This is a genomic window from Gallibacterium faecale, from assembly GCF_027920745.1.
GTDB lineage: Bacteria > Pseudomonadota > Gammaproteobacteria > Enterobacterales > Pasteurellaceae > Gallibacterium > Gallibacterium faecale.
Genome location: NZ_JAQIBB010000068.1, coordinates 24,144 through 45,431 on the forward strand (window position 1 = coordinate 24,144; position 21,288 = coordinate 45,431).

Annotated in this window: 22 protein-coding genes; 14 read left to right on the plus strand and 8 right to left on the minus strand. The window is 37.0% G+C overall.

Translation table 11 applies throughout. The features are described 5' to 3' along the window. Window positions 1-5: 5 nt before the first annotated feature. The gene (nudE, locus tag PF272_RS07655) at window positions 6-548 is read right to left on the minus strand and encodes an ADP compounds hydrolase NudE (RefSeq protein WP_271142293.1); all 543 of its coding nucleotides are present in this window, start codon (window positions 546-548) and stop codon (window positions 6-8) included. Between the two features lie 131 nt (window positions 549-679). Between nudE and hslR the strand changes: the two genes are divergently transcribed. After that, complete coding sequence (hslR, locus tag PF272_RS07660; RefSeq protein WP_271142325.1) at window positions 680-1,087, plus strand: ribosome-associated heat shock protein Hsp15; 408 nt, start codon at window positions 680-682, stop codon at window positions 1,085-1,087. A gap of 3 nt (window positions 1,088-1,090) precedes the next feature. Continuing rightward, complete coding sequence (gene greB / locus PF272_RS07665) at window positions 1,091-1,579, plus strand: transcription elongation factor GreB (RefSeq protein WP_271142294.1); 489 nt, start codon at window positions 1,091-1,093, stop codon at window positions 1,577-1,579. Here the strand turns inward: greB and PF272_RS07670 are convergent. The 5 genes from PF272_RS07670 to PF272_RS07690 form a co-directional block, all read right to left on the minus strand. Continuing rightward, a complete protein-coding gene (locus PF272_RS07670) occupies window positions 1,574-2,017 on the minus strand; it encodes a SoxR reducing system RseC family protein (protein ID WP_271142295.1) in 444 nt (147 codons plus the stop codon). The two genes, greB and PF272_RS07670, sit on opposite strands and share 6 nt — an antisense overlap. Next, window positions 2,014-2,973, minus strand: a complete 960-nt coding sequence (locus PF272_RS07675) for a MucB/RseB C-terminal domain-containing protein (RefSeq protein ID WP_271142296.1) — start codon at window positions 2,971-2,973, stop codon at window positions 2,014-2,016. The genes PF272_RS07670 and PF272_RS07675 overlap by 4 nt, the downstream gene beginning before the upstream one ends. A 109-nt stretch (window positions 2,974-3,082) precedes the next feature. Continuing rightward, on the minus strand, window positions 3,083-3,646 hold the full coding sequence (locus PF272_RS07680) for a sigma-E factor negative regulatory protein (RefSeq protein WP_271142297.1): 564 nt from the start codon (window positions 3,644-3,646) through the stop codon (window positions 3,083-3,085). Window positions 3,647-3,670: 24 nt separating this feature from the next. Continuing rightward, complete coding sequence (gene rpoE / locus PF272_RS07685) at window positions 3,671-4,246, minus strand: RNA polymerase sigma factor RpoE (protein WP_065234432.1); 576 nt, start codon at window positions 4,244-4,246, stop codon at window positions 3,671-3,673. A 126-nt stretch (window positions 4,247-4,372) separates the two neighbouring features. After that, complete coding sequence (locus PF272_RS07690) at window positions 4,373-4,624, minus strand: FAD assembly factor SdhE (RefSeq protein ID WP_065234431.1); 252 nt, start codon at window positions 4,622-4,624, stop codon at window positions 4,373-4,375. Between the two features lie 138 nt (window positions 4,625-4,762). Here PF272_RS07690 and recO point away from each other — a divergent pair, with 138 nt between their 5' ends. The 7 genes from recO (at window position 4,763) to murB (ending at window position 13,135) form a co-directional block, all read left to right on the plus strand. Beyond that, on the plus strand, window positions 4,763-5,485 hold the full coding sequence (gene recO, locus PF272_RS07695; protein WP_065234430.1) for a DNA repair protein RecO: 723 nt from the start codon (window positions 4,763-4,765) through the stop codon (window positions 5,483-5,485). Window positions 5,486-5,493: 8 nt separating this feature from the next. After that, complete coding sequence (rlmD, locus tag PF272_RS07700; RefSeq protein ID WP_271142298.1) at window positions 5,494-6,816, plus strand: 23S rRNA (uracil(1939)-C(5))-methyltransferase RlmD; 1,323 nt, start codon at window positions 5,494-5,496, stop codon at window positions 6,814-6,816. Between the two features lie 42 nt (window positions 6,817-6,858). After that, complete coding sequence (locus PF272_RS07705) at window positions 6,859-8,898, plus strand: DNA/RNA helicase domain-containing protein (RefSeq protein WP_271142299.1); 2,040 nt, start codon at window positions 6,859-6,861, stop codon at window positions 8,896-8,898. Window positions 8,899-8,901: 3 nt separating this feature from the next. Next, the gene (locus PF272_RS07710; RefSeq protein ID WP_271142300.1) at window positions 8,902-9,288 is read left to right on the plus strand and encodes a (deoxy)nucleoside triphosphate pyrophosphohydrolase; all 387 of its coding nucleotides are present in this window, start codon (window positions 8,902-8,904) and stop codon (window positions 9,286-9,288) included. A 221-nt stretch (window positions 9,289-9,509) separates the two neighbouring features. After that, window positions 9,510-11,735 (plus strand): GTP diphosphokinase, encoded by a 2,226-nt coding sequence (relA, locus tag PF272_RS07715; protein WP_271142301.1) that lies wholly within the window; start codon window positions 9,510-9,512, stop codon window positions 11,733-11,735. 8 nt (window positions 11,736-11,743) lie between these two features. Then, entirely contained in the window at window positions 11,744-12,100 is a 357-nt protein-coding gene (locus PF272_RS07720) for a diacylglycerol kinase (RefSeq protein ID WP_065239046.1), read from the plus strand. A gap of 3 nt (window positions 12,101-12,103) precedes the next feature. Further along, window positions 12,104-13,135, plus strand: a complete 1,032-nt coding sequence (murB, locus tag PF272_RS07725; RefSeq protein WP_271142302.1) for a UDP-N-acetylmuramate dehydrogenase — start codon at window positions 12,104-12,106, stop codon at window positions 13,133-13,135. Between the two features lie 152 nt (window positions 13,136-13,287). Here the strand turns inward: murB and rdgC are convergent, their stop codons facing one another. Next, a complete protein-coding gene (gene rdgC, locus PF272_RS07730) occupies window positions 13,288-14,193 on the minus strand; it encodes a recombination-associated protein RdgC (RefSeq protein ID WP_271142303.1) in 906 nt (301 codons plus the stop codon). A gap of 78 nt (window positions 14,194-14,271) precedes the next feature. Between rdgC and proC the strand changes: the two genes are divergently transcribed. From proC to PF272_RS07745, 3 genes are all read left to right on the plus strand, one after another. Next, a complete protein-coding gene (gene proC, locus PF272_RS07735; RefSeq protein WP_271142304.1) occupies window positions 14,272-15,087 on the plus strand; it encodes a pyrroline-5-carboxylate reductase in 816 nt (271 codons plus the stop codon). After that, window positions 15,087-16,256 (plus strand): 3-phenylpropionate MFS transporter, encoded by a 1,170-nt coding sequence (locus PF272_RS07740; protein WP_271142326.1) that lies wholly within the window; start codon window positions 15,087-15,089, stop codon window positions 16,254-16,256. The genes proC and PF272_RS07740 overlap by 1 nt, the downstream gene beginning before the upstream one ends. Window positions 16,257-16,352: 96 nt before the next feature. Further along, the gene (locus PF272_RS07745; RefSeq protein WP_271142305.1) at window positions 16,353-17,513 is read left to right on the plus strand and encodes a globin domain-containing protein; all 1,161 of its coding nucleotides are present in this window, start codon (window positions 16,353-16,355) and stop codon (window positions 17,511-17,513) included. A 37-nt stretch (window positions 17,514-17,550) separates the two neighbouring features. Here the strand turns inward: PF272_RS07745 and xerD are convergent, their stop codons facing one another. Then, the gene (gene xerD, locus PF272_RS07750) at window positions 17,551-18,444 is read right to left on the minus strand and encodes a site-specific tyrosine recombinase XerD (protein WP_065239049.1); all 894 of its coding nucleotides are present in this window, start codon (window positions 18,442-18,444) and stop codon (window positions 17,551-17,553) included. 230 nt (window positions 18,445-18,674) lie between these two features. On the opposite strand from xerD, the gene PF272_RS07755 reads away from it, so the two are divergent. Together PF272_RS07755 and PF272_RS07760 are read left to right on the plus strand one after the other, a co-directional pair. Further along, window positions 18,675-20,000, plus strand: a complete 1,326-nt coding sequence (locus tag PF272_RS07755; protein ID WP_065239050.1) for a sodium-dependent transporter — start codon at window positions 18,675-18,677, stop codon at window positions 19,998-20,000. Window positions 20,001-20,262: 262 nt separating this feature from the next. Continuing rightward, window positions 20,263-21,252 (plus strand): amidohydrolase family protein, encoded by a 990-nt coding sequence (locus tag PF272_RS07760; RefSeq protein ID WP_065237720.1) that lies wholly within the window; start codon window positions 20,263-20,265, stop codon window positions 21,250-21,252. The last annotated feature ends 36 nt before the right edge of the window (window positions 21,253-21,288 follow it).

The following is a 21,288-nucleotide window of genomic DNA, read 5'->3' on the forward strand; positions in this document are numbered from 1 at the left end:
TTTCATTACCTCTGTGCCAAATGTTTTTTTAATAAGAATAGTGCCGATAAATTCCGGGCTTCATTAAATTTAGGATCGTCTAATAGCTCGTCTATTTTGTCTAATGGATAACGAACTAATTGCAGCGCCTCAGGTTCATCTCCCTCTAAACGACTAGGATAAAGTGATTCAGCTAATAGAATATGCATTGGGTTATTCATATAGCCTGGGGAGCTGATTAGCGTTCTTAATAAGGTGAATTGTTTAGCCGCAAAGCCAATTTCTTCTTGTAATTCTCTATTGGCACTTTGTTCTGGTGTTTCGCCAATTTCCATTAATCCTTTTGGGAAACCTAATTCGTACTGTTCGGTACCAACGGCATATTCATAGGTTAATAATAAATTTTGCTGGTCATCTATGGCTAAAATCATCACTGCACTACGGCTAGCAGGTTTGAAGCGTTCATAAGTACGCAATTCCCCATTAGAAAAACGAAGATCAACCGATTGAATTTCAAAAAGACGGGATTTTGCTGCTAATTGAATAGATAAAATTTCAGGTTTTTTCATAAAAAATTCACCTCCGCACGATTTTTTTGTTGTGATAATTGATGTGCTTTGTTTTACAAAAAACGAGAGTAACGATACCATAATTGCTGCAATTATTCGAACGCTTAGTCAGCAAATTTGTGAGAGAACGGATGAGAAAAGATAAACAACAGGAAGAACAAGAATCTTACCGTCTTGATAAATGGTTATGGGCGGCACGTTTTTATAAGACTCGCACTTTAGCCCGAGAAATGGTTGATGGAGGTAAGGTTCATTATAATGGACAGCGTACTAAACCAAGTAAAGAGGTTGAAGTGGGAGCGATGATTAAACTTAGACAAGGTAACGATGAGAAAGAAGTTGAAGTTCTTGCTTTGTCAAATCAACGTAGGGCTGCGCCACTGGCACAACAACTTTATCGGGAAACGGAAGAAAGCATTAAGAAAAGAGAACAAATTGCTTGGGCAAGAAAAGCTAATGCGTTATCTATGCCAAATCCAGAGCGGCGACCAAATAAAAAAGAGCGTCGAGATCTTCTTAAATTTAAATATCAACAATAATCTATGGCGAAATCAAATTATATTACTAGAGCAGGTTGGAATAGCTTGGATCAGGAGCTGAAATATTTATGGAAAGTGGAAAGACCGCAAGTAACGCAAGCGGTTTCTGATGCAGCAGCTTTAGGTGATCGAAGTGAAAATGCAGAATATATTTATGGTAAACGTCGTTTACGTGAAATTGATCGCCGGGTACGTTTTTTAACCAAGCGTTTAGAAGTATTACAGATTGTTGATTATCATCCTCGTCAAGAGGGAAAAGTATTTTTTGGTGCTTGGGTTGAGCTGGAAACAGAAGAGGGTGAAGTAAAACAATATCGTATTGTGGGCTGTGATGAATTTGATCCAGCAAAAAATTGGATCTCAATTGATTCTCCAGTGGCAAGAGCTTTAATTGGGAAAGCGGTTGATGATGAAGTCGATGTGGAAACGCCTTCCGGTAGGATTTTGTTTTATATTAATAAAATTTGGTATGAAAAACAGAGCGGATTATAGAATCCGCTCAATGAGATGTGGTTGATATTTCTGTTGTTTTTGTAGGCGGCGATTAATCAATTTTACGCCGAGGAAAGCCATAGTCGTTGTGAGTAGAGTAAATAAAATATTTTGCCATTCTTGAGAGAACCAATAGCTTCCCAGTAATACACTGATTATTAATACACATAGTGGGATAGTGTAAGCAATAAAAGCTAATCTAAGCAAAGATTGTTCTGGCAAACCAATTTCTACTGTTTCGCCAATTCGCATTGGTCGTGAACAAGGAAAGGTGAATTGATACCGTGTTGATTTTCCTGTTAATTCTGTAAGTGCAGCAGTGCCACAATTTGCTTTTGCTGCACAACCTCCACATCCTCCACATCCTTGATTAGCTTGACATTCGACAGTGACAACCCCAGCTTGATAATCAATGACAACAGCTTTTTCAGTAATCATTGTGTACCTCCTGTAAATTTAACATCTTGTACAATACGACGGGCTGTAGTGAGAGGTATTTGTCCAACTAACACAATCGTTTTTCCATTTACCACTTCAGCATACAGTGTATCTATACCTTGCCGCCACGCCTCATTAATTGGCATATCATTTTGTTCTAATAAATACAATGAAAAGGTGAAAAGTCCATCGCTATAAAGTTGAGTTTCAATGGAGGGTGATAAACCATCAGAGTTAAATTTGACTAACTTGAATCCTTTTGGCAGCCATGATGGTTGCCATTTGTAATCGGTAGTATTAGGGCTATAAATCGACACAACTGGCGGTTGTCTTAACTGTTTTGCCGCAGCAATAAGAGCTTGCGGATTAGTTAAAGTGTCTAAGGTGATTACCTTAAATTGAGAAATTGTATTACCATTGCGATCGAGAACTTCACCTCGCAAAGGAAGGTAAGTTTGTTCATCAATCCAGATAGCGTAAGAGTAACGGAATTCATCTTTAGGCATTAGTTTGATGACATTAGCAATTCGGTTAGCAACACGATCCTTTCCAAATGGAATAAAGTCATAATATTGAGAGAGTTGCTGAAAATTGCTGTAAACAATATTAGGTAGAGAATCAATAATATTGTTACTGCGAATACTAAAAGGAGCATAGTTAGCAGAGAAATAACTGATAGTATTTCCTTTTTGCCAAATTTCAGTTCTAGGACCATCTAAATAGAGTAATTGTGCATAATGCTCTTGTTGATCAAAAGCATGACGATAATTAAGTGCGTAGTTACCACTCTCTTCACCATAGGTAAATGCCATCGAATAGTTTTGTTGCTGAAAGGCATTTTGCATATGTACTAAACTTGTGATTGGCTGCTCTACAGGATTAGTTTCTGCAGAAACATTGAAAGAAAAAGCACTAATTAACAGCAAGCTAATAATATGAGAGAGTTTTTGGAACATATTGAACCTATGGTTATTTGCTACAATCATCTTGATTAAGATGAAATTGTATTACAAAAATGACATCACCACCAAAAAGGTGGTGATGTTTTTATCTGGCGGAATACAATTATTCTGTTTTTGAATCTGAATATAAACGGCGTTGTAATTGATAATTTTGGAGAATTTCATTTAACCGTTTATTTTGTTGTTCAAGTTGCTCTTTGCTTGGTACGTTCTTATGGGAAACATTATAGCTAACTTCTTGAACTGATTGAGTAAAAGGTAAGGTTTGTAATGCCGGAGAAATAGTGACATCACTATTTTTATCTTTATTTAATGTTTGAATACTAAACACAGCAATTAAGCAAACGCTCGCAGCCACTGCAGTTTGTAAGATTGGCGCAAAATATTTTTTAGTTTTAGAGAAAAAGGAAACTTTTGGTGGAACAACGGTTTCTGGAGCTGGTTGCTCTTGTAATTGAATAGTTGGTTCATCTTCAATAAGTTTTGCCATTTTCTCAGTAAATGAGGCATCAAGGATAATAGGACTTTCATTACGCATTACTGCACGAGCAATATGCAAAGTTGTCCATGTTTTTTGCAATTCTTGGTCTTGGCAAAGATCTTCAACGAAGTCACGTCTGACTTCCTCACCATCCATATAAGCTGAAAGTTGTTCTTTGTGTTGCATAATTTTCCGCCCCTTCATCAAATCCTAATGTTTTATTAACGGTGCTAATTGGTTTTCAATGAATTCTCGTGCTCTGAAGATTCTAGAACGCACAGTACCCACAGGACAATCCATTATTTCGGCAATCTCTTCGTAACTCATGCCTTCAAGTTCACGTAATGTAATAGCTGTTTTTAATTCATCAGGAAGTGATTCGATAGTTTTAAAAACAATATCTTTCAGTTCATCTGATAGAGTTAAATTTTCAGGTGTATCAATATTACGTAATCTTGAGCCTATTTCGTAACTTTCCGCATCTTCCGCTAAAAGATCTTCAGTTGGAGGACGTCTTCCTTGTGTCATCAGATAATTTTTAGCGGTATTTACTGCAATGCGATAAACCCAAGTATAAAAAGCGCTTTCTCCACGAAACGATTCTAAAGATCGATAGACTTTAATAAAGGTTTCTTGAACAACATCAGGAATATCATTTGCTGATACATAGCGTGTTAACAATCCAGCGACTTTGTTTTGATAACGAGCGACCAACAAATTAAACGCTTTTTTATCACCTTGCTGTGCTTTTTCAACTAAAATTTGATCTGTTAGTTCTTCACTCATGTAAGTGAAATCTCCATTCATCTATTTAATCTAACAGCTTCCTTGTTGTTACAGCAAGCAGTGCATCGAAGCGTTAGAGTTCGATTTTTGATAAAAGTTCAAAAATTTTTAATAAAAATTTGTCTGTTAAAATGTTGGAAGTTTTTGTTTTATCAAGTCCACCATCTCTTGTAATGGTTGAGTTGGTGCTTTTTCTTGATTCATTAGCCAACGGAATAACTGAGGATCAGTATAGGTAAGTAATTCAATAAAAATATCTTTTTGTTGATCAGATAGTTGATCAAAAACATTTTTATAAAAAGGCATAATCATCTTATCTAATTCCAACATCCCACGTCGACAATCCCACTCAATGCGTAATTTATTATATTGCTTCATTTTATTTATTTTCACCGTTTGAATGACTAGGGCATTATCTTATCAATTTTTGCTAAGAATAATGAAGAAGAATTAGTAGAGAATTATGATTGTTTGTTAAAATAATCCATCATTTTGGGGCAGTTTCAACGGAGGTGTATTATCGACAATTGGCAACGAGGGTTTGTATTACATCGCCGAGAATACAGTGAAACGAGTTTATTAGTTGATGTTTTTACAGAAAACTATGGCTGTATTACTTTATTGGCAAAAGGTGCTCGCTCAAAACGTTCCCCCTTAAAAAGTTTACTACAACCATTTACGCCGTTATTACTACGTTGGAGCGGACGTGGTCAATTAAAAGTATTAACCAAAGCAGAAGCGATTTCAGTCACACTCCCAATGAAGACCGTCGCGTTATATAGCGGTTTTTATGTGAATGAATTAGTGGCAAGAACGTTAGAACATGAGACTGCCTATCCGGAGTTATTCGAAGAATATCTACGCTGTTTAACTGGATTAGCAACACACGGTGATCAAGTGGAAGCCATTTTACGCCGATTTGAGTTTGTTTTACTTAAGTCATTGGGCTATGGTGTTGATTTTGAACATTGTGCAGGTAGTGGCGAAGCCGTTATTGATAATATGACGTATCAATATCGTGAGGAGAAAGGGTTTATCGCTTCTCTATTAAAAGATAATTTGACATTTTATGGTCGTGATTTACGTGCTTTTGCCCAGTTAACTTTTACCGAAAAAGAAACATTACAAGCAGCAAAACGTTTTACTCGCTTGGCATTGAAACCTTATTTAGGTAGTAAGCCATTAAAAAGTCGAGAATTATTCCAACAACATTTAAGTATTTTATATCCAACAAATTAAATTGAATTATGGTCCTATTTTATCGTAAGCCGACAAAAACAACACAACCTAGTAAAAACCGGATTGCAACAATCGAAGATGTAGATTATCAAGGGTTAGGTATTGCCAAGATTGATGGAAAAACGTGGTTTATCGAAAATGCGTTACCATCAGAAAAAGTGCAGTTTCAGGTGAAAGAAGAAAAACGGCAGTATGGTATTGGTAAAGCGGTAAAATGGCAAAATCGTTCTCCAATTAGGCAAGAGCCTATTTGTCGTTGGTATGCTCAGTGTGGTGGTTGTCAGATGCAACATCTCACTATAGAAGCACAGCGAGAGGCAAAACAACACGCATTATTGCGCCAATTACAAAAAATCTCGCCTGAAATTCAATATGAAAAAATGATTGTTGATGAAGCTTGGCATTATCGTCGCCGCGCCAAATTAAGCCTACAATATTCAACTGCAACAAAATCAGTAGAGCTTGGTTTTCGCCAACAACAAAGTAGTCAGTTAGTAAGTATTGATGAATGTCCAACTCTTGTTCCGCAATTATCTCAGCTGCTTGTACCATTACGCACATTATTTCAACAATGGCAACAACCTAAAAAGTTAGGCCATATTGAATTAGTTGCTGCAGATAATGGTGTAGCAATGTTATTACGCCACTCGGGATCATTGACAGAGGAGGACAATCAACGGCTTACTCAGTTTGCGATATATCATCATGTAATGCTGTTTATCAGTGAGCAAGAAAATCAGGTGATTGCTAAGACAGAAGAATACCCTTATTACCAAATAGGAAACTTAAAATTACAATTCGATATTCGTGATTTTATTCAAATTAATGCTGCAATTAACCAACAGATGGTGGCGACAGCGCTTTCTTGGTTAGAGTTATCTGCGAATGATCGTGTCTTGGATCTGTTTTGTGGAATGGGAAATTTTAGTTTACCGCTCGCAGAGCAAGCAGCGTATGTTGTTGGGGTAGAAGGTGTGGTAGATATGGTAACGAAAGCGACAGCCAATGCACAGAGAAATCAGCTAGATAATGTTGCTTTTTATCAAACGGATTTAGATAGCTCATTTGCTGATAAAATTTGGGCAAAAGAAAAGTTTAATAAAGTCTTATTAGATCCTCCTCGTTCAGGTGCATTATTTGCACTAAGCCATCTTCTTGAATTACAACCAGAAAAAATTCTTTATGTCTCTTGTAATCCAGCTACGTTGATTCGTGATGCTAAGATTTTAGTAGAAAATGGCTATCGTTTAGTGAAAAGTGCAATGATTGATATGTTTCCACAGACAGGGCATTTGGAGGGTATTACTTTGATGATTAAAGAGACTAAATGAATAGAATAGTGTGAAGAACCCAAAGTAGAAAGAGATATCAGTATGAAATATATCAAATATAAGGTTGCAGAACTTTTATCTATTGATGAAGAAGCGTTTCTTTCTGCGCTCTTTTTTCATACAGAAAAACAGTATTTAACAGAAAAATGGCATGATCAAGCCGAAGAAAAAGTTAAGTCATGGCAGGACTGTTTACGCTTTTTTAAATACTATCTCTCTCATTATGATGCCGTTGCAGATATAGCAGAGGTACCAATTTGTTTTGAATACAATATTTTTGATGGAACATGGATTGATGCGATTATTGTTTGTAGTAATAAGTTAATTATTTTTGAATTTAAGAGTGGACAAGATACTCGATATGAAACATTAGTCTCACATAGAGCACAGCTTTTAGGTTATTACAACAAAATTACGCGTTGTAATCGCGTTATCTGGGAAGAGTTAAAAAGAAATCCTAATTTTATTGTCGATAAATATCTCATATATACCAATCCCGCAATGCAAGGCAAAATTGAATCACTGGATTATATTAAGGTTTGTGATGAATTTATTGATGTATTGCGTAGTATTACAACTGCTGCTACCGATGCACGAATTGAACAACTTTTAGAATTTGTTACCGAGATCGATATTACGACAACGGGGGTAATGAGGGATATCCTTAATAAGAAACTTCTGAGTGAGATGTATGTTCAAGATGATAATGTGGTTACTTGTACTCGCATTATTGATCAAATCTATCACCACACTACAGACAGAAATCTTAATTTAATTTTTATCAAGGGCGCACCTGGCACTGGAAAAACTGGAACAGCATTTAGTTTATTAGAAAAATATCTTGATAAAGGTGCAAAATACGTTACAGGAAATGGAAATTTATCTGCAATTTTTAGCCAGATGATGAATGAAGACCATATTACTGGGGTTGAAGCTGCTGCAGTAGGTTCATTGCATAATTTATACGATGTCAATCTGTTTTGCGCTAAATATCAAGATGGAAAGTCATTAAGATTAGATAGCATCAAGAATAATCTTTTAATTATTGATGAAGCACAACGAATATGGAATCCAATCCAAATTGCTTTTTCAAAAAAGAATAAGTTGAATGAAGCACAAAAAGCATTCGTTTTAGAACGAGAAGTGTCAGAAGCAATGCTGGTTTTAAGAGCTGTTTGCCAAGCCATTCATCAAGATAATTATAGCCGAACAGTTGTATTTTTACTCGGTTCGGGACAGGAGATTTATTTAGGTGAAGAAGATGGCGAAAAATATATTAAACAAGCAATAGCCCATTTAAAAGGATTGTCTCTCTGCAAACCTATTAAGATTAATCTTTATGTGCCGACACAAGCAATGTATGCAGAATATGCTGATTTAGGGCATCACTGCTACCTTGAAGCGGGATTATTGTTAGATAAAAATAAACGCAATCTTCATAGTGAAACCGCAATCAAATACGTTGATGCAATGATTGGTGATCAAACGTTAGCGTTAAAAGAAAAGCTAACAGATATATTTTATATATTTGATGATTATTCTAGATTGGAAAAGATGATTCAATCGATCAATACCAAAGCATTTTCGATAGGGATTGTTGCTAATGGTTTCGATACATTTACATATTGGGAAAAGCAAAATAAAGGGAAAAGTACGCCTATTTCCTACATCCAATTAAATCAGCAAAAGATTGTTAATTTGCATAAAAAGGACTTAAAACGCTTTTATCTAGATAAATCTTGTAACACGTTAAAAACATTTGCCAGCCAATTTGACTGCCAAGGGCTAGAACTCGATTATGTGATTGTTGTTTGGGGAACTAAGATGTTACGGCGCGGAGAGCAGTGGCGTTTTTCTTCTGATCCTATCAGGCCGATTGAAACTTATTGTAATGAAGTGGATGTGTTACAACGCCAGTATCCACAATTAACATCGATCTTAAGTTTAGATAAAGAAGATATTAAACAGACATTTATTAGAAATTGCTATCGGGTATTACTCACGCGAGCAAGGATTGCGACATACATCTATGTAGAAGATCAGGAAACGCGAGAATATTTGAGAAAAGTCATATCGGGATAGTCTATGAAAACAATTCGAGTCGTTGCCGCAGTTATCCATCAAGAAAAGCAGGTATTTGCAACAGCCAGAGGGTATGGTGATTTTAAGGGATTATGGGAATTTCCGGGTGGGAAAATTGAAGTAGGCGAAAGTGCACAGCAAGCTTTAGTCAGAGAGATAAAAGAAGAACTTAATCTTAATATTCAAGTTGGTGAATTGATTGATACAGTTGAGTATGATTATCCAACATTTCATCTTTCAATGGATTGTTTTTGGGCAACTATCATTAGTGGGAAGTTAATGCTTAAAGAAGCTGAAGCTGGAAAATGGCTAACAAAGAATACATTGGATTCAGTAGTATGGGTACCTGCGGATATATTAATTCTTGATCGGATTCGCGATAATTTATAGAGCCAGATAGAATAAAATATCCACATCATTTGATAAGGTTGTATCATAGATTTTCTTTTGTAAAAGCATAGATTAAACAACAGAATTGATATATTTTAAGAAAATAATTTAATCTAATTTTGAGTGTTTAAAGAAAATACTGGGCAGCAAGATTTCCGATGTGATCGGGATGGTGGTTTTGCTGAAAATTTAGACAGATAGTCAAATACAGGAACGAGAAGATGGTTGCAGTAAGAGAAATACATTTAAAAAATTTAAAGGGTTTTGTTTTTGATGAATGGCTAAATACTTTGGCAATTACACCACGAACTAAAGAAGCCCTTACCAAAGCGTGGCGCTATCTTGAACCAAAAATTGCAGAAAATGAATACGCTAAAGATATTGTATCGAGTAGCGTTGAAATGGTTTCGATTCTGACTGAATTAAATATGGATGAAAGTACGCTCGTTGCTGCGTTATTCTTTCCGTTAGTTGAAAATCAGATTATCTCTCTAGAAGACTTACAAATAGAGTTCGGCAAAAATATTGAACGCTTAGTACGTGGTGTATTTGAAATGGATAATATTCGCCAATTAAATACTTCACGTGGTGCGGATAGTGTGCAAATCGACAATATTCGCCGGATGCTATTAGCGATGGTTGAAGATTTCCGTTGTGTTGTAATCAAATTAGCAGAACGTATTACCTTCCTACGCACAGCGGATAGTCGAGTTAGTGAAGAGGATAAAGTTTTAGCTGCCAAAGAGTGTTCCAATATCTATGCACCACTGGCTAACCGCTTAGGGATTGGACAACTTAAATGGGAATTAGAAGATTACTGTTTCCGTTATCTCCACCCAGCACAATATCGTCACATTGCCAACCAATTACATGAACGCCGTTTAGAACGTGAACAATATATCCAAGACTTTGTAAAAGAACTCACAGGTTATTTAAAAGAGAGTATCAGTGAGGTAGAGGTTTATGGGCGACCGAAGCACATTTATAGCATTTGGCGCAAAATGCAGAAGAAAAATTTAGCCTTTGGTGATCTTTACGATATTCGTGCAGTGCGAGTTATTGTTCAGAAATTACAAGATTGTTATGCCGCATTGGGGATCGTGCATACCCACTTTAAACACCTGCCTAAAGAGTTTGATGACTATATTGCTAATCCAAAACCTAATGGTTATCAATCGATCCATACTGTAGTGTTAGGGCAAGGTGGTAAGCCGATTGAAGTACAAATTCGTACACAAAAAATGCATGATGATGCCGAACTTGGGGTTGCAGCTCACTGGAAATACAAAGAGGGAGCAACAGCAGGGCGTAGTGGTTATGAAGAAAAAATTGCGTGGTTGCGTAAACTTTTAGCGTGGCAAGATGATTTAGCTGATTCTGGCGAAGTGTTAGCTGAAATGCGTAGTCAGGTGTTTGATGATCGGGTGTATGTGTTTACGCCAAAAGGTGAGGTAATTGATTTACCGACAGGTTCAACACCATTAGACTTTGCTTATACTATCCACAGTGAAATTGGTCATCGTTGTATCGGAGCAAAAGTCGCAGGGCGGATTGTACCATTCACCTACCAATTACAGATGGGTGATCAAATTGAAGTAATTACACAGAAGAATCCAAACCCAAGTCGAGATTGGTTAAATCCGAATTTAGGCTTTGTGCATACTGCACGAGCGCGAGCAAAGATTCATGCTTGGTTTAAAAAATTAGATCGTGACAAAAATATTCCGGCTGGTCGCGAAATGTTAGAAAGTGAAATGAATCGGATTGGGCTTACCCAAAAACAGATCGAACAGTATGCGTTACCTCGTTATAACTTACGCAATTTAGAGGATCTTTATGCAGGTATTGGTGGCGGAGATATTAAATTAAATCAATTAATTAACTTCCTACAAAGTAAGTTATTAAAGCCATCTGTTGAAGAAATAGATGAAGAAATCCTCAAACATATTTCAAATAAATCAGCGAATAATAGCCAACAACAAAAAGAGAAGAAAAAAGGTCATGTTGTCGTTGAAGGTGTTGGTAATTTAATGCATCATATCGCACGCTGCTGCCAGCCGATACCTGGTGATGATATTGTGGGCTATATTACACAAGGTCGCGGGATTTCCATTCACCGTTCGGATTGTGATCAATTAGCTGAATTACAGGCAGCAAATCCAGAAAGGGTCGTTGAAGCCCTTTGGGGAGATAATTATTCATGTGGTGTACATGTGGGTATTCGTATCATATCAAGTGACCGTAACGGGTTGTTACGTGATATTACAACGGTGTTGGCGAATGAAAAAGTTAGCGTTTTAGGGGTAAGTAGCCGTAGCGATACAAAACGCCAAGTAGCCACGATTGATATGCAAATTGAATTAAATAATGTACAGATGCTAAGTAAGATTCTCTCTCGACTCGCAAAATTAGATGATGTCATTGAAGCGAAACGAATTACCAATTAAGGAATATTATGCAGAAATATACTGGACTTACGCATTTCTTCAAAGCCGCGAAATATTCAATGCAAGGGCTACGTGCAGCATTTAAGCATGAAGCGGCTTTTCGCCATGAAGTCGGGGCGGCAATTATTTTAATCCCATTAGCGTTTTTCTTAGGGAAAAGCAAAATTGAAATTGCAATTATGGTGGCTTCGGTATTGATGGTGTTTGCGATTGAATTACTTAATAGCGGTTTAGAAGCGATTGTCGATCGTGTCGGTAAAGAGTATCACGAACTATCCGGGCGCGCGAAAGATCTTGGATCAGCAGCCGTATTTGTGGCGATGGTAACTTGCGGTTTAGTTTGGTTAATCATTTTATTTGGATAAGTCATGCAGGATTTAGGCACCTCTTTACAACCCTATCACACCTTTGGTGTTGCCGCACAAGCAAAGCAGATTCTACAAATTGAAACCATTGATGAATTATGTAGTACATGGCAGAAAGCCCAAGCTCAACAACTCCCAATCTTATTATTAGGTGAGGGTAGTAATGTTTTGTTTGTTGAGGATTTTGCTGGAATTGTGGTAGTAAATCGCATTAAAGGGATACAGCATCAGCATGATGAGCATTACCATTATTTACAGGTAAATGCTGGAGAAAACTGGCATCAATTAGTCAAATATTGTGTTGCGCGGAATATTGGTGGTTTAGAAAATTTAGCCTTAATTCCAGGATGTGTCGGTTCAGCACCAGTACAAAATATTGGTGCTTATGGCGTGGAACTGAAAGATGTTTGTGAAGCGGTTGATGTGGTAGAGCTAGCAACAGGTAACCAGTTTCGTTTAAACAAGACGGAATGTGAATTTGCTTATCGAGAAAGTGTGTTTAAACATCGTTACTTACATGGTTATGCGGTAGTGGCAGTACACTTTAAATTAGCTAAAGATTGGCGACCAGTATTAACCTATGGCAATCTTTCTGAATTAGCTAAAGAACAAATTACGCCTCAACAGGTTTTCGAGCAAATTTGTTTAACTCGACAAAGTAAATTACCTGATCCAAAACAGATTGGCAGTGCTGGCAGTTTTTTTAAGAATCCTGTGATCTCTAAGGCACAATTTGAGCAGATCTATCAACAATACCCTACCATGCCACATTACCCACAAGCAGATGGTAGCGTGAAATTGGCGGCTGGATGGTTAATTGATCAATGTGGTTTAAAAGGTTATCAAATTGGCGGTGCAGCGGTACATGAGAAACAAGCATTGGTATTAATCAATAAAGCCAATGCAACGGGACAAGATGTCGTGGCATTAGCTCGTTATATTTGTAACCAAGTCAGGGATAAATTTCAGGTTCAGTTATCTCCGGAAGTGAGATTTATCGGTAAACAAGGTGAAGTTACTTTTACGCTAAAGTAACAGCCAACGTGCTGATTAACCTCTAAACTTGAGAAAAAATTTTGATAAATATTGGTTGGATCTCCTCTCACACTTGTGTCAAAACTGATTAGCGACAAGGTAAGTAAGTGTATGAGGAGATAATAGATGTATAACCTCAGTTATTATAGCAACTAAGGCAACGCTTTTTCGCCTAATAGCTCAATCAAGTTCTTCATTAATAAAGATAACTCGCCTGTCATTAACACAAAGTCAGCATCAAAACGTTGTTCAATATCTTCTTTTAAAATATCGTCATTTTTTTCACGCACAACATCGGCAAATTTTACGCGTTTTAACGAAGCATCTTCATTAAGTACAAAAGAGAAATGATTTTCCCAATCTAAAGCCAGCTTAGTGACCACTTTACCGGTAGTTAAATGTCCTTGAATATCTTGTTCATAAAGATCTTGGTTTTTACAACGGATGGTTGATCCAGTATCGAGATCTTTAAACTCTCCCTCTTCTAAACACGTTAGCCATTGTGGTAATTCATCTTTCAGTAACCAGTTAGTCATCGTAGTTGGTAATTCTTCAGCAAACGCAAATGGAATCACGGGTAATGAACCTAATGATTTGCGTAAGAGTGCTAATACATCTTCAGCTCGCTTACTAGAAGCCGCATCAATATAAATTAAATCTTGTGTGGTATCAATCCAGAGTGCTGTGCGTTGATGGCGACTAAAAGCACGCATTAATAACGTTGCGACAACATCGTCTTTTAAGGCTTGTTTTTCGGTTTTTTTCAGCTTGCGTTGTTGTGCGGCTTCTAATTCTTGAACACGATTTTCTAATGTTTCTTTAACCACATTAGTTGGTAAGATTTTTTCTTCTCGATGGGCGACTAATAAAATCTGACCGCCAACACTAAAGTGTAATAATTCACTGGTTGATAAAGGCGATTGCCAGCCAAATTTACTTTGGTCTGCCGAGCCGCAGGAGGTAAATTGGTGTTGAGCAAGATTATTTTGTAAGGCATCTAATGCCCAATCTAATTTCTTTGTTAAACGGTAAACCAGAATATTTTTAAACCAATACATAGGCGTTTCCTTTCATTTATATTATTATACGTCGCGGACAGCGGAAGCTATTGTAACTTGATTAAGAGAGAAAATCTTATGCAACAAAAAAAGATTGCTTTTATTGGTGGCGGCAATATGGCCACTGCTATTGTTTTTGGTTTATTGGCAAAAGGGTATATCGCAGAAAATATTATTGTTTGTGAACACAATCCAGATAAACATCATACGTTTAATGAACGTGGTGTATTTACTACGTTGGTGGCAACAGATGCAGTTCAACAGGCAGATGTAATTTTATTAGCAGTAAAACCACAAAATATGCAGCAAGCCTGCGAGAGTTTTAATCAACTCGATCTAAGTAATAAATGGATTATCTCGATTGCAGCGGGAATTTCGGTAGGCGCATTACAACGTTTTTTGCCAACGGCGAAGCAGTTTGTGCGAGTAATGCCAAATACACCGGCTTTAATTTCTAAGGGAATGTCGGGATTATTTGCAACTAGCAGTGTAACGCCAGAATTTAAAGGATATGCAGGAGAATTATTTGAAGCAGTGGGACAAGTTTGTTGGGTAGATGTAGAAACCGATATCAACACAATTATTGCTGCGTCTGGAAGTAGCCCTGCTTATTTCTTCTTGTTTATGGAAGGCATGCAAAAAGCCTTAATTGAAATGGGATTAAGCGAAGAACAATCTCGTTTATTGGTACAACAATCTGCATTAGGTGCAGCAGAAATGGTGGTCGCCAATTCTCGTACTTCGATTGAAACATTAAGACAACAAGTGACTTCAAAAGGTGGTACTACGGCAGCTGCAATTAATGTATTCCAACAACAACAACTGGAAGTAACGATTAAACAAGCAATGCAAGCAGCGATTGATCGTGCAGAAGAAATGGAGAAATTATTTTGATCAAAGTTCGTTCAGAGTATTGGCTGGTTCTGAATTATCTTGGTTATTTTTGTGCTTATGGAGTATTTGTGCCATTAATTCCAGTATGGTTACAGGCACAATCTTATTCTGATGAAAATATTGCCTTACTATTAGCCTTTGCTTATGTATTCCGCTTTTTGGGCGGAATCTTTTTTTCTAGTCGGATTAAAGATACGGCTTATTTGCCTACAATGTTGCGTCACTTAGCATTAGGTTCAGCAATTGTTATTTTAGCAATGGGGCTGAGTGCATTACATTGGCATTCATTTATTCTAATTTTTATCTTGTTTGGTTTATTTAGTGTATTGAATGGTGCAGGTATGCCATTACAAGATAGTTTGGCAAGCATTTGGAATCAACAAATTGGTTTAGACTATGGGCGGGTACGTTTAACTGGTTCATTAGGATTTGTAATTGGTGTTGTCTGTTTCGGTGGATTAATCAATTATTTAGGTAATGATGCAATTATTTGGGTATTAGGCAGTTTGTTAATTTTATATACCTTGGTGCAATTACCTGTACCCACAGTACTGCCTAAATCAACTCAAGTCCAAACAGAGAATAGCAAAATTAGTTATCGTGATTTATTAAGAGAATCAAATACTTTACGTTTATTAATTGCAGTATCGCTGATTCAAGGATCACACGGTGCGTATTACGCGTATAGTACAATTTATTGGGTTTCCCAAGGAATAAGTATTCAAACCACAAGCTGGTTGTGGGGAATTTCAGTCACAGCTGAAGTTGCATTATTCTTTTTTGCTTCTAGGCTATTTAAGAATTGGAATATTACGGCATTATTTGTGTTAAGTATTAGTGCGGCAATAATTCGTTGGCTCTGTTTCCCATTAATGACAGGGTTTGTTGAGCTTGCCTTACTGCAAACTTTTCACGCATTAACTTATGCAGTCGCTCATTTCGCCACAGTGCGTTATATTTCAGCACAACCTGATACGCATATTGCGAAATTACAAGCACTGTATAATGGTTTGAGCAGTTGTATTGCAGTAGCGCTTCTTACGGCATTATCAGGGGTGTTATATACCTATGCAGCAAGTTATGCATTCTGGGGAATGGCAATCATCGTTGCATTAGCTTTACTTTTCTTACCTAAGTCCCTACCTCGAATTGAGCAAATTGCCCGTTAAATCGGGCATTTGCTTGTATCCAACCCGAGATTTCCCTAACATATAAATCCATATTTAAAATATTTCTTTTTCTTTAACACGTTAATGAGAGGCTATATGTTAGATCAACAAACTATCGATTTGATTAAAGCAACTGTACCCGCATTAGAAGTACACGGTACAACAATTACTAAAACTTTCTATAAAAATATGTTTAACGATCATCCAGAGCTGTTGAACATTTTTAATAAAACCAACCAAAAACAAGGTAAACAACCAACAGCATTAGCGACCACAGTATTAGCAGCGGCAAAACATATTGATAATTTAGGTGCGATTCTTGATCATGTGATTCAAATTGGTCATAAACATAGAGCGTTACAGATTAAGCCAGAACATTATGCGATCGTAGGTAAGCATTTATTAATTGCGATTAAAGAAGTATTACAAGACGCAGCAACACCAGAAATTATTGATGCGTGGGCAAAAGCTTACCAAGTGATTGCAGATGCATTCATCCAAGTAGAACAAAAAATGTATGATGAAGCAGCATGGCAAGATTTCCAACCATTTGAAGTAGTAGGAAAACGTGCAGTAAGTAATGACATTATTGAGTTTACTGTAAAAAATGATGCTATTTTAAATGGATTAATAGTCCAAGCTGGTCAATATATTACTGTTCAAGTCCAACCAAAAGCAGATGATAATTTAGCATTGCGTCATTACTCAATCTGTTCTGTTGATTTAAGTGCTGGATTAAAATTTGCGGTGAAACGTGAAAGTACAGAAGGTATCCCAGGTGTAGTATCTAATTATTTACATGATGAAGTACAAGTTGGCGATAAAATTAACCTTTCTGCCCCAGCAGGTGATTTCTTACTAGAACAAAATGATCGTCCAGTGGTGTTATTGAGTGGTGGTGTTGGTATTACGCCAATTCTTGCGATGTTAGATGCACAAGTAGCGACAAATGCACAACGTCCATTAGTTTGGATCAACGCGACGAAGAATCAAGAAACAGAAGCATTTAAAGCAGAGGTAGCACAATATTTAGCAAAAGCGAATGTTGTTCATGCTGCAACATTATATAGTGCAGATCAACAACGTATTACTGCAGAATATTTAGCAGAACATTTACCAGAAAATGCAGATATTTATTTATGCGGTTCTGTGAGATTTATGGAATCTGTTATTGGATTATTAGAAGGATTAAATCGTCCGCAACAAACTATTCATTTTGAGCCATTTGGGCCGAAGATGAGTTTAATTAAGGTTTGATTATTAGTAAGAGGGGGATGAGTAATCCCCTTTATTTTTATCCACGAGGATGATAGCGAGCGTGTAATTGCTTTAATCGCTCTTTGGCAACGTGGGTATAAATTTGAGTGGTTGAAAGATCACTGTGTCCTAACAACATCTGAACTACCCGCAAATCTGCGCCATGATTGACAAGATGAGTCGCAAAAGCGTGGCGTAACACGTGTGGCGATAATTTATCAGTATCAATATTCGCGCGTACTGCATAATGTTTAATACGATGCCAGAATGTTTGTCTTGTCATTAAGGTACCACGTCGGCTAGGAAACAAAATATCGCTGCTTTGCCCAGATAATAAGACTGTACGTCCATATAGAATAAATTGTTGTACCCAATAGTTAGCTTCTTCCCCCATTGGCACCAATCGTTCTTTATCGGCTTTACCAATAATCCGTACCACGCCTTGTTGTAAATTAATATTGTTGGTGGTTAAGGTAACTAATTCTGTTACCCGTAATCCCGTAGCATACAATAATTCAAGCATTGCTTTATCACGTAACTCCAAAGGATCTTCAGTAGCAGGTGTATTCAATAGATCTGTAACCTGACTTTCAGTTAAATATTTGGGTAAACGTGCAGGTAATTTTGGTGATGATAATAAGGCACAAGGATTATCCGCTCGGTATTTCTCTTGGTATAAATATTGAAACAGTTTGCGTAATGAACTCAACATTCTGGCGTAACTTGTTGCTTTGTAGCCTAAGTCTAAGCGTTCACCGAGAAAAGTTTGTAAATCAAGATATTGCACTCGTTGTAAATCGAGTTGATGTTGTTCCAACCATTGACTAAAAAATTTTAAATCAGAACGATAACTAGCAATTGTATTTTGCGATAAATTTTTACTTAACCAAAGATCGTCAAGGAAAAGGTTGATCAGAGTACTATCTTTCATTGTTCTTTTATTTCAATTAGATGGTTATCAGGTATAATGTACCGCAATTTTGACGGCAAAAATAAACTCTATCGCCATTATCGTTCCCCTGCAAGGCGAGAACTCGATTTTTTTGCGAAAACAGATTTTAGAGTGACCACTATTTGTCGTGTAGCACTTACCAAATCACAGATTTGGTATGGCTTCTATTTTTAAAAATTTTATAAATTTATACATTTGAGGACTATTTTATGGCGCGTTCACAATGGGGATCTCGCTTGGGCTTTATTTTGGCTTCAGCTGGGTCAGCAATTGGTCTTGGGGCAGTATGGAAATTTCCTTATGTTACTGCGACACAAGGTGGCGGTGCATTTTTATTAATTTATCTTTTTATTTGCTTAACTCTAGGCTTAATTTTGATGTCCACAGAAATGGCAATCGGGCGAGCAACACATCTTGGACCTATTGGTGCATTTCGGAAATTAGGCAATAAGAAATGGACAATTATTGGCATTATGGGGGTATTAGTCGCATTTCTGATCCTCTCGTTTTATAGTGTGGTGGGCGGCTGGACGGTTGCTTATCTTGTTAAGGCGGTAACGGGTGGTATTGCGAACTCGACGGATCCAACTAGTAACGGTAAGCTTTTTACTGATTTTATTACCAATCCTTTGCAACCATTAATCTATCATTTTATCTTTGGCTTTTTAACGCTATTTACGGTGGTATCAGGGGTAGAAAAAGGCATAGAACGTATCTCTAAATATTTAATGCCAATTTTATTAATTCTTATGTTGGTGCTAATTGGTCGTGCAATTTCTCTGCCTGGTGCGATAGAGGGAATTAAATTTTTCTTACTGCCTGATTTTAGCAAAATTACCGGAACAACTTGGTTAGAGGCATTAGGTTTAGCCTTCTTCTCTTTATCACTAGGTATTGGGATTATGATTACTTATGGTTCGTATGTTGGGCCTGAAGCAAAATTGGTTAGCTCTTCTGTTTGGGTTATCTTATTAACATTATTAACCTGTATTTTATCAGGATTAATGGTATTGCCAGCAGTTTTTGCATTTGGCTTTGAACCGGGTGCTGGTCCAGGTTTAACCTTTATTACAATGCCAGCTGTGTTTGCGAGTATGCCATTTGGGCATTTATTAGCGAGTTTGTTTTTTGCATTGTTGTTGGTTGCGGCATTAACATCATCCATTTCATTATTGGAAGTTCTAGTGAGTTTCTTGATTGATGAGTTCAAATTACATCGCTTAAAAGCGGGGATCATCTCCTTTGCCTTATTCTTCTTATTAGGGGTAACGGCCTCGCTTTCTTTAGGTGATTGGAGTGGTTATACCATTTTTGGTTACAACATTTTCGATGCCTTAGACAAATTAACGCAAAACATCTTAATGCCTTTAGGTGAGATCTTCTTAACCTTATTTGTTGCTTGGTGGCGTTGGGATAAGATTAAAGTGCAACTTGGTGCAGCGAATTCAGGTTGGTTAGTATTATTGCGTTTAGCCTTGGGTGTGATTATTCCATTGATTATTTTTGCGATCTTCTTACAAGGGATTCTTGGTTAAAAATAATTCCAATAAAACGGTTGAGTTTTGTTGGAATACTCTTTATACTGCCCCTCCAGTGCCTACACTGGAAAGATAGAAATGCAAAGTTATACAACAAACAGAATGGAAAAAGCGGTTTACTCACAAGTGGTAAAATTAAGCCCATTATTGTTTGTTATTTATTTTTAAAAATCCTCATTATTGAGGATTTTTTTTTGCCTGCAATTTACCTTCCAGAGTGATGTTTACTTAAATTAACTGCAAAACTGGAGCAATTTCGATGAACCATATTCGTACCTTTAAGGCCTATGTGCGTGATGAAATTATTAAAAAAGGCGGTTGGGTAAATTCTCATGCTCATGCTGACCGTGCATTTACAATGACACCAGAAAAAATGCATATTTATCATAATAGTAATTTGCAGCAAAAATGGGATTTAGTTGATGAAGTGAAACGTAATTCTTCAGTAGAAGATTATTATGCACGTTTTAGTCAAGCGATTGAGTTGATGATTTCACAAGGGGTGACGGCATTTGGTACATTTGTTGATATTGACCCAATTTGTGAAGATCGCGCAATTATCGCTGCACATAAAGCCAGAGAAGTATATAAAAATGATATTGTGCTGAAATTTGCCAACCAAACCTTAAAAGGTGTAATTGATCCCGTAGCAAAATATTGGTTTGATCTTGGTTCAGAGATGGTTGATATCATTGGTGGGTTACCGTATCGAGATGAATTAGATTATGGTAAAGGCCTTGAAGCAATGGATATCTTAATGGATAAAGCCAAATCATTAGGTAAAATGCTGCACGTTCACGTCGATCAATTTAATACCCCAAAAGAAAAAGAAACAGAACAGCTTTGTGATAAATCTATTGAGCATGGTATGGAAGGGCGAGTAGTGGCGATTCATGGTATTTCCATTGGTGCTCATTCTCGAGAATATCGTTATCAACTCTATGAAAAAATGCGTAAGGCAAAAATGATGATGATCGCTTGCCCAATGGCGTGGATTGATAGTAACCGTAAAGAAGACTTAATGCCTTTCCATAATGCACTGACACCAGCAGATGAAATGATTCCAGAGGGGATTACGGTTGCGATTGGTACTGATAATATTTGTGACTATATGGTGCCATTATGTGAAGGTGATATGTGGCAAGAGTTGAGCCTACTTTCTGCGGGGTGCCGTTTTCCACATTTAGAAGCGATGGTGGATATTGCGAGTGTGAATGGTCGTAAGGTATTAGGTTTAGAGCCTTATTGATAGTTGTATAAAGTAAAAATATGGGGTGGTTGTTAA

Excerpts from the sequence above, each read along its gene's own strand:
- nudE (WP_271142293.1), bottom strand. The coding sequence starts at position 548 with ATGAAAAAACCTGAAATTTTATCTATTCAATTAGCAGCAAAATCCCGT.
- hslR (WP_271142325.1), top strand. The coding sequence starts at position 680 with ATGAGAAAAGATAAACAACAGGAAGAACAAGAATCTTACCGTCTTGAT.
- greB (WP_271142294.1), top strand. The coding sequence starts at position 1,091 with ATGGCGAAATCAAATTATATTACTAGAGCAGGTTGGAATAGCTTGGAT.
- PF272_RS07670 (WP_271142295.1), bottom strand. The coding sequence starts at position 2,017 with ATGATTACTGAAAAAGCTGTTGTCATTGATTATCAAGCTGGGGTTGTC.
- PF272_RS07675 (WP_271142296.1), bottom strand. The coding sequence starts at position 2,973 with ATGTTCCAAAAACTCTCTCATATTATTAGCTTGCTGTTAATTAGTGCT.
- PF272_RS07680 (WP_271142297.1), bottom strand. The coding sequence starts at position 3,646 with ATGCAACACAAAGAACAACTTTCAGCTTATATGGATGGTGAGGAAGTC.
- rpoE (WP_065234432.1), bottom strand. The coding sequence starts at position 4,246 with ATGAGTGAAGAACTAACAGATCAAATTTTAGTTGAAAAAGCACAGCAA.
- PF272_RS07690 (WP_065234431.1), bottom strand. The coding sequence starts at position 4,624 with ATGAAGCAATATAATAAATTACGCATTGAGTGGGATTGTCGACGTGGG.
- rlmD (WP_271142298.1), top strand. The coding sequence starts at position 5,494 with ATGGTCCTATTTTATCGTAAGCCGACAAAAACAACACAACCTAGTAAA.
- PF272_RS07705 (WP_271142299.1), top strand. The coding sequence starts at position 6,859 with ATGAAATATATCAAATATAAGGTTGCAGAACTTTTATCTATTGATGAA.
- PF272_RS07710 (WP_271142300.1), top strand. The coding sequence starts at position 8,902 with ATGAAAACAATTCGAGTCGTTGCCGCAGTTATCCATCAAGAAAAGCAG.
- relA (WP_271142301.1), top strand. The coding sequence starts at position 9,510 with ATGGTTGCAGTAAGAGAAATACATTTAAAAAATTTAAAGGGTTTTGTT.
- PF272_RS07720 (WP_065239046.1), top strand. The coding sequence starts at position 11,744 with ATGCAGAAATATACTGGACTTACGCATTTCTTCAAAGCCGCGAAATAT.
- murB (WP_271142302.1), top strand. The coding sequence starts at position 12,104 with ATGCAGGATTTAGGCACCTCTTTACAACCCTATCACACCTTTGGTGTT.
- rdgC (WP_271142303.1), bottom strand. The coding sequence starts at position 14,193 with ATGTATTGGTTTAAAAATATTCTGGTTTACCGTTTAACAAAGAAATTA.
- proC (WP_271142304.1), top strand. The coding sequence starts at position 14,272 with ATGCAACAAAAAAAGATTGCTTTTATTGGTGGCGGCAATATGGCCACT.
- PF272_RS07745 (WP_271142305.1), top strand. The coding sequence starts at position 16,353 with ATGTTAGATCAACAAACTATCGATTTGATTAAAGCAACTGTACCCGCA.
- xerD (WP_065239049.1), bottom strand. The coding sequence starts at position 18,444 with ATGAAAGATAGTACTCTGATCAACCTTTTCCTTGACGATCTTTGGTTA.
- PF272_RS07755 (WP_065239050.1), top strand. The coding sequence starts at position 18,675 with ATGGCGCGTTCACAATGGGGATCTCGCTTGGGCTTTATTTTGGCTTCA.
- PF272_RS07760 (WP_065237720.1), top strand. The coding sequence starts at position 20,263 with ATGAACCATATTCGTACCTTTAAGGCCTATGTGCGTGATGAAATTATT.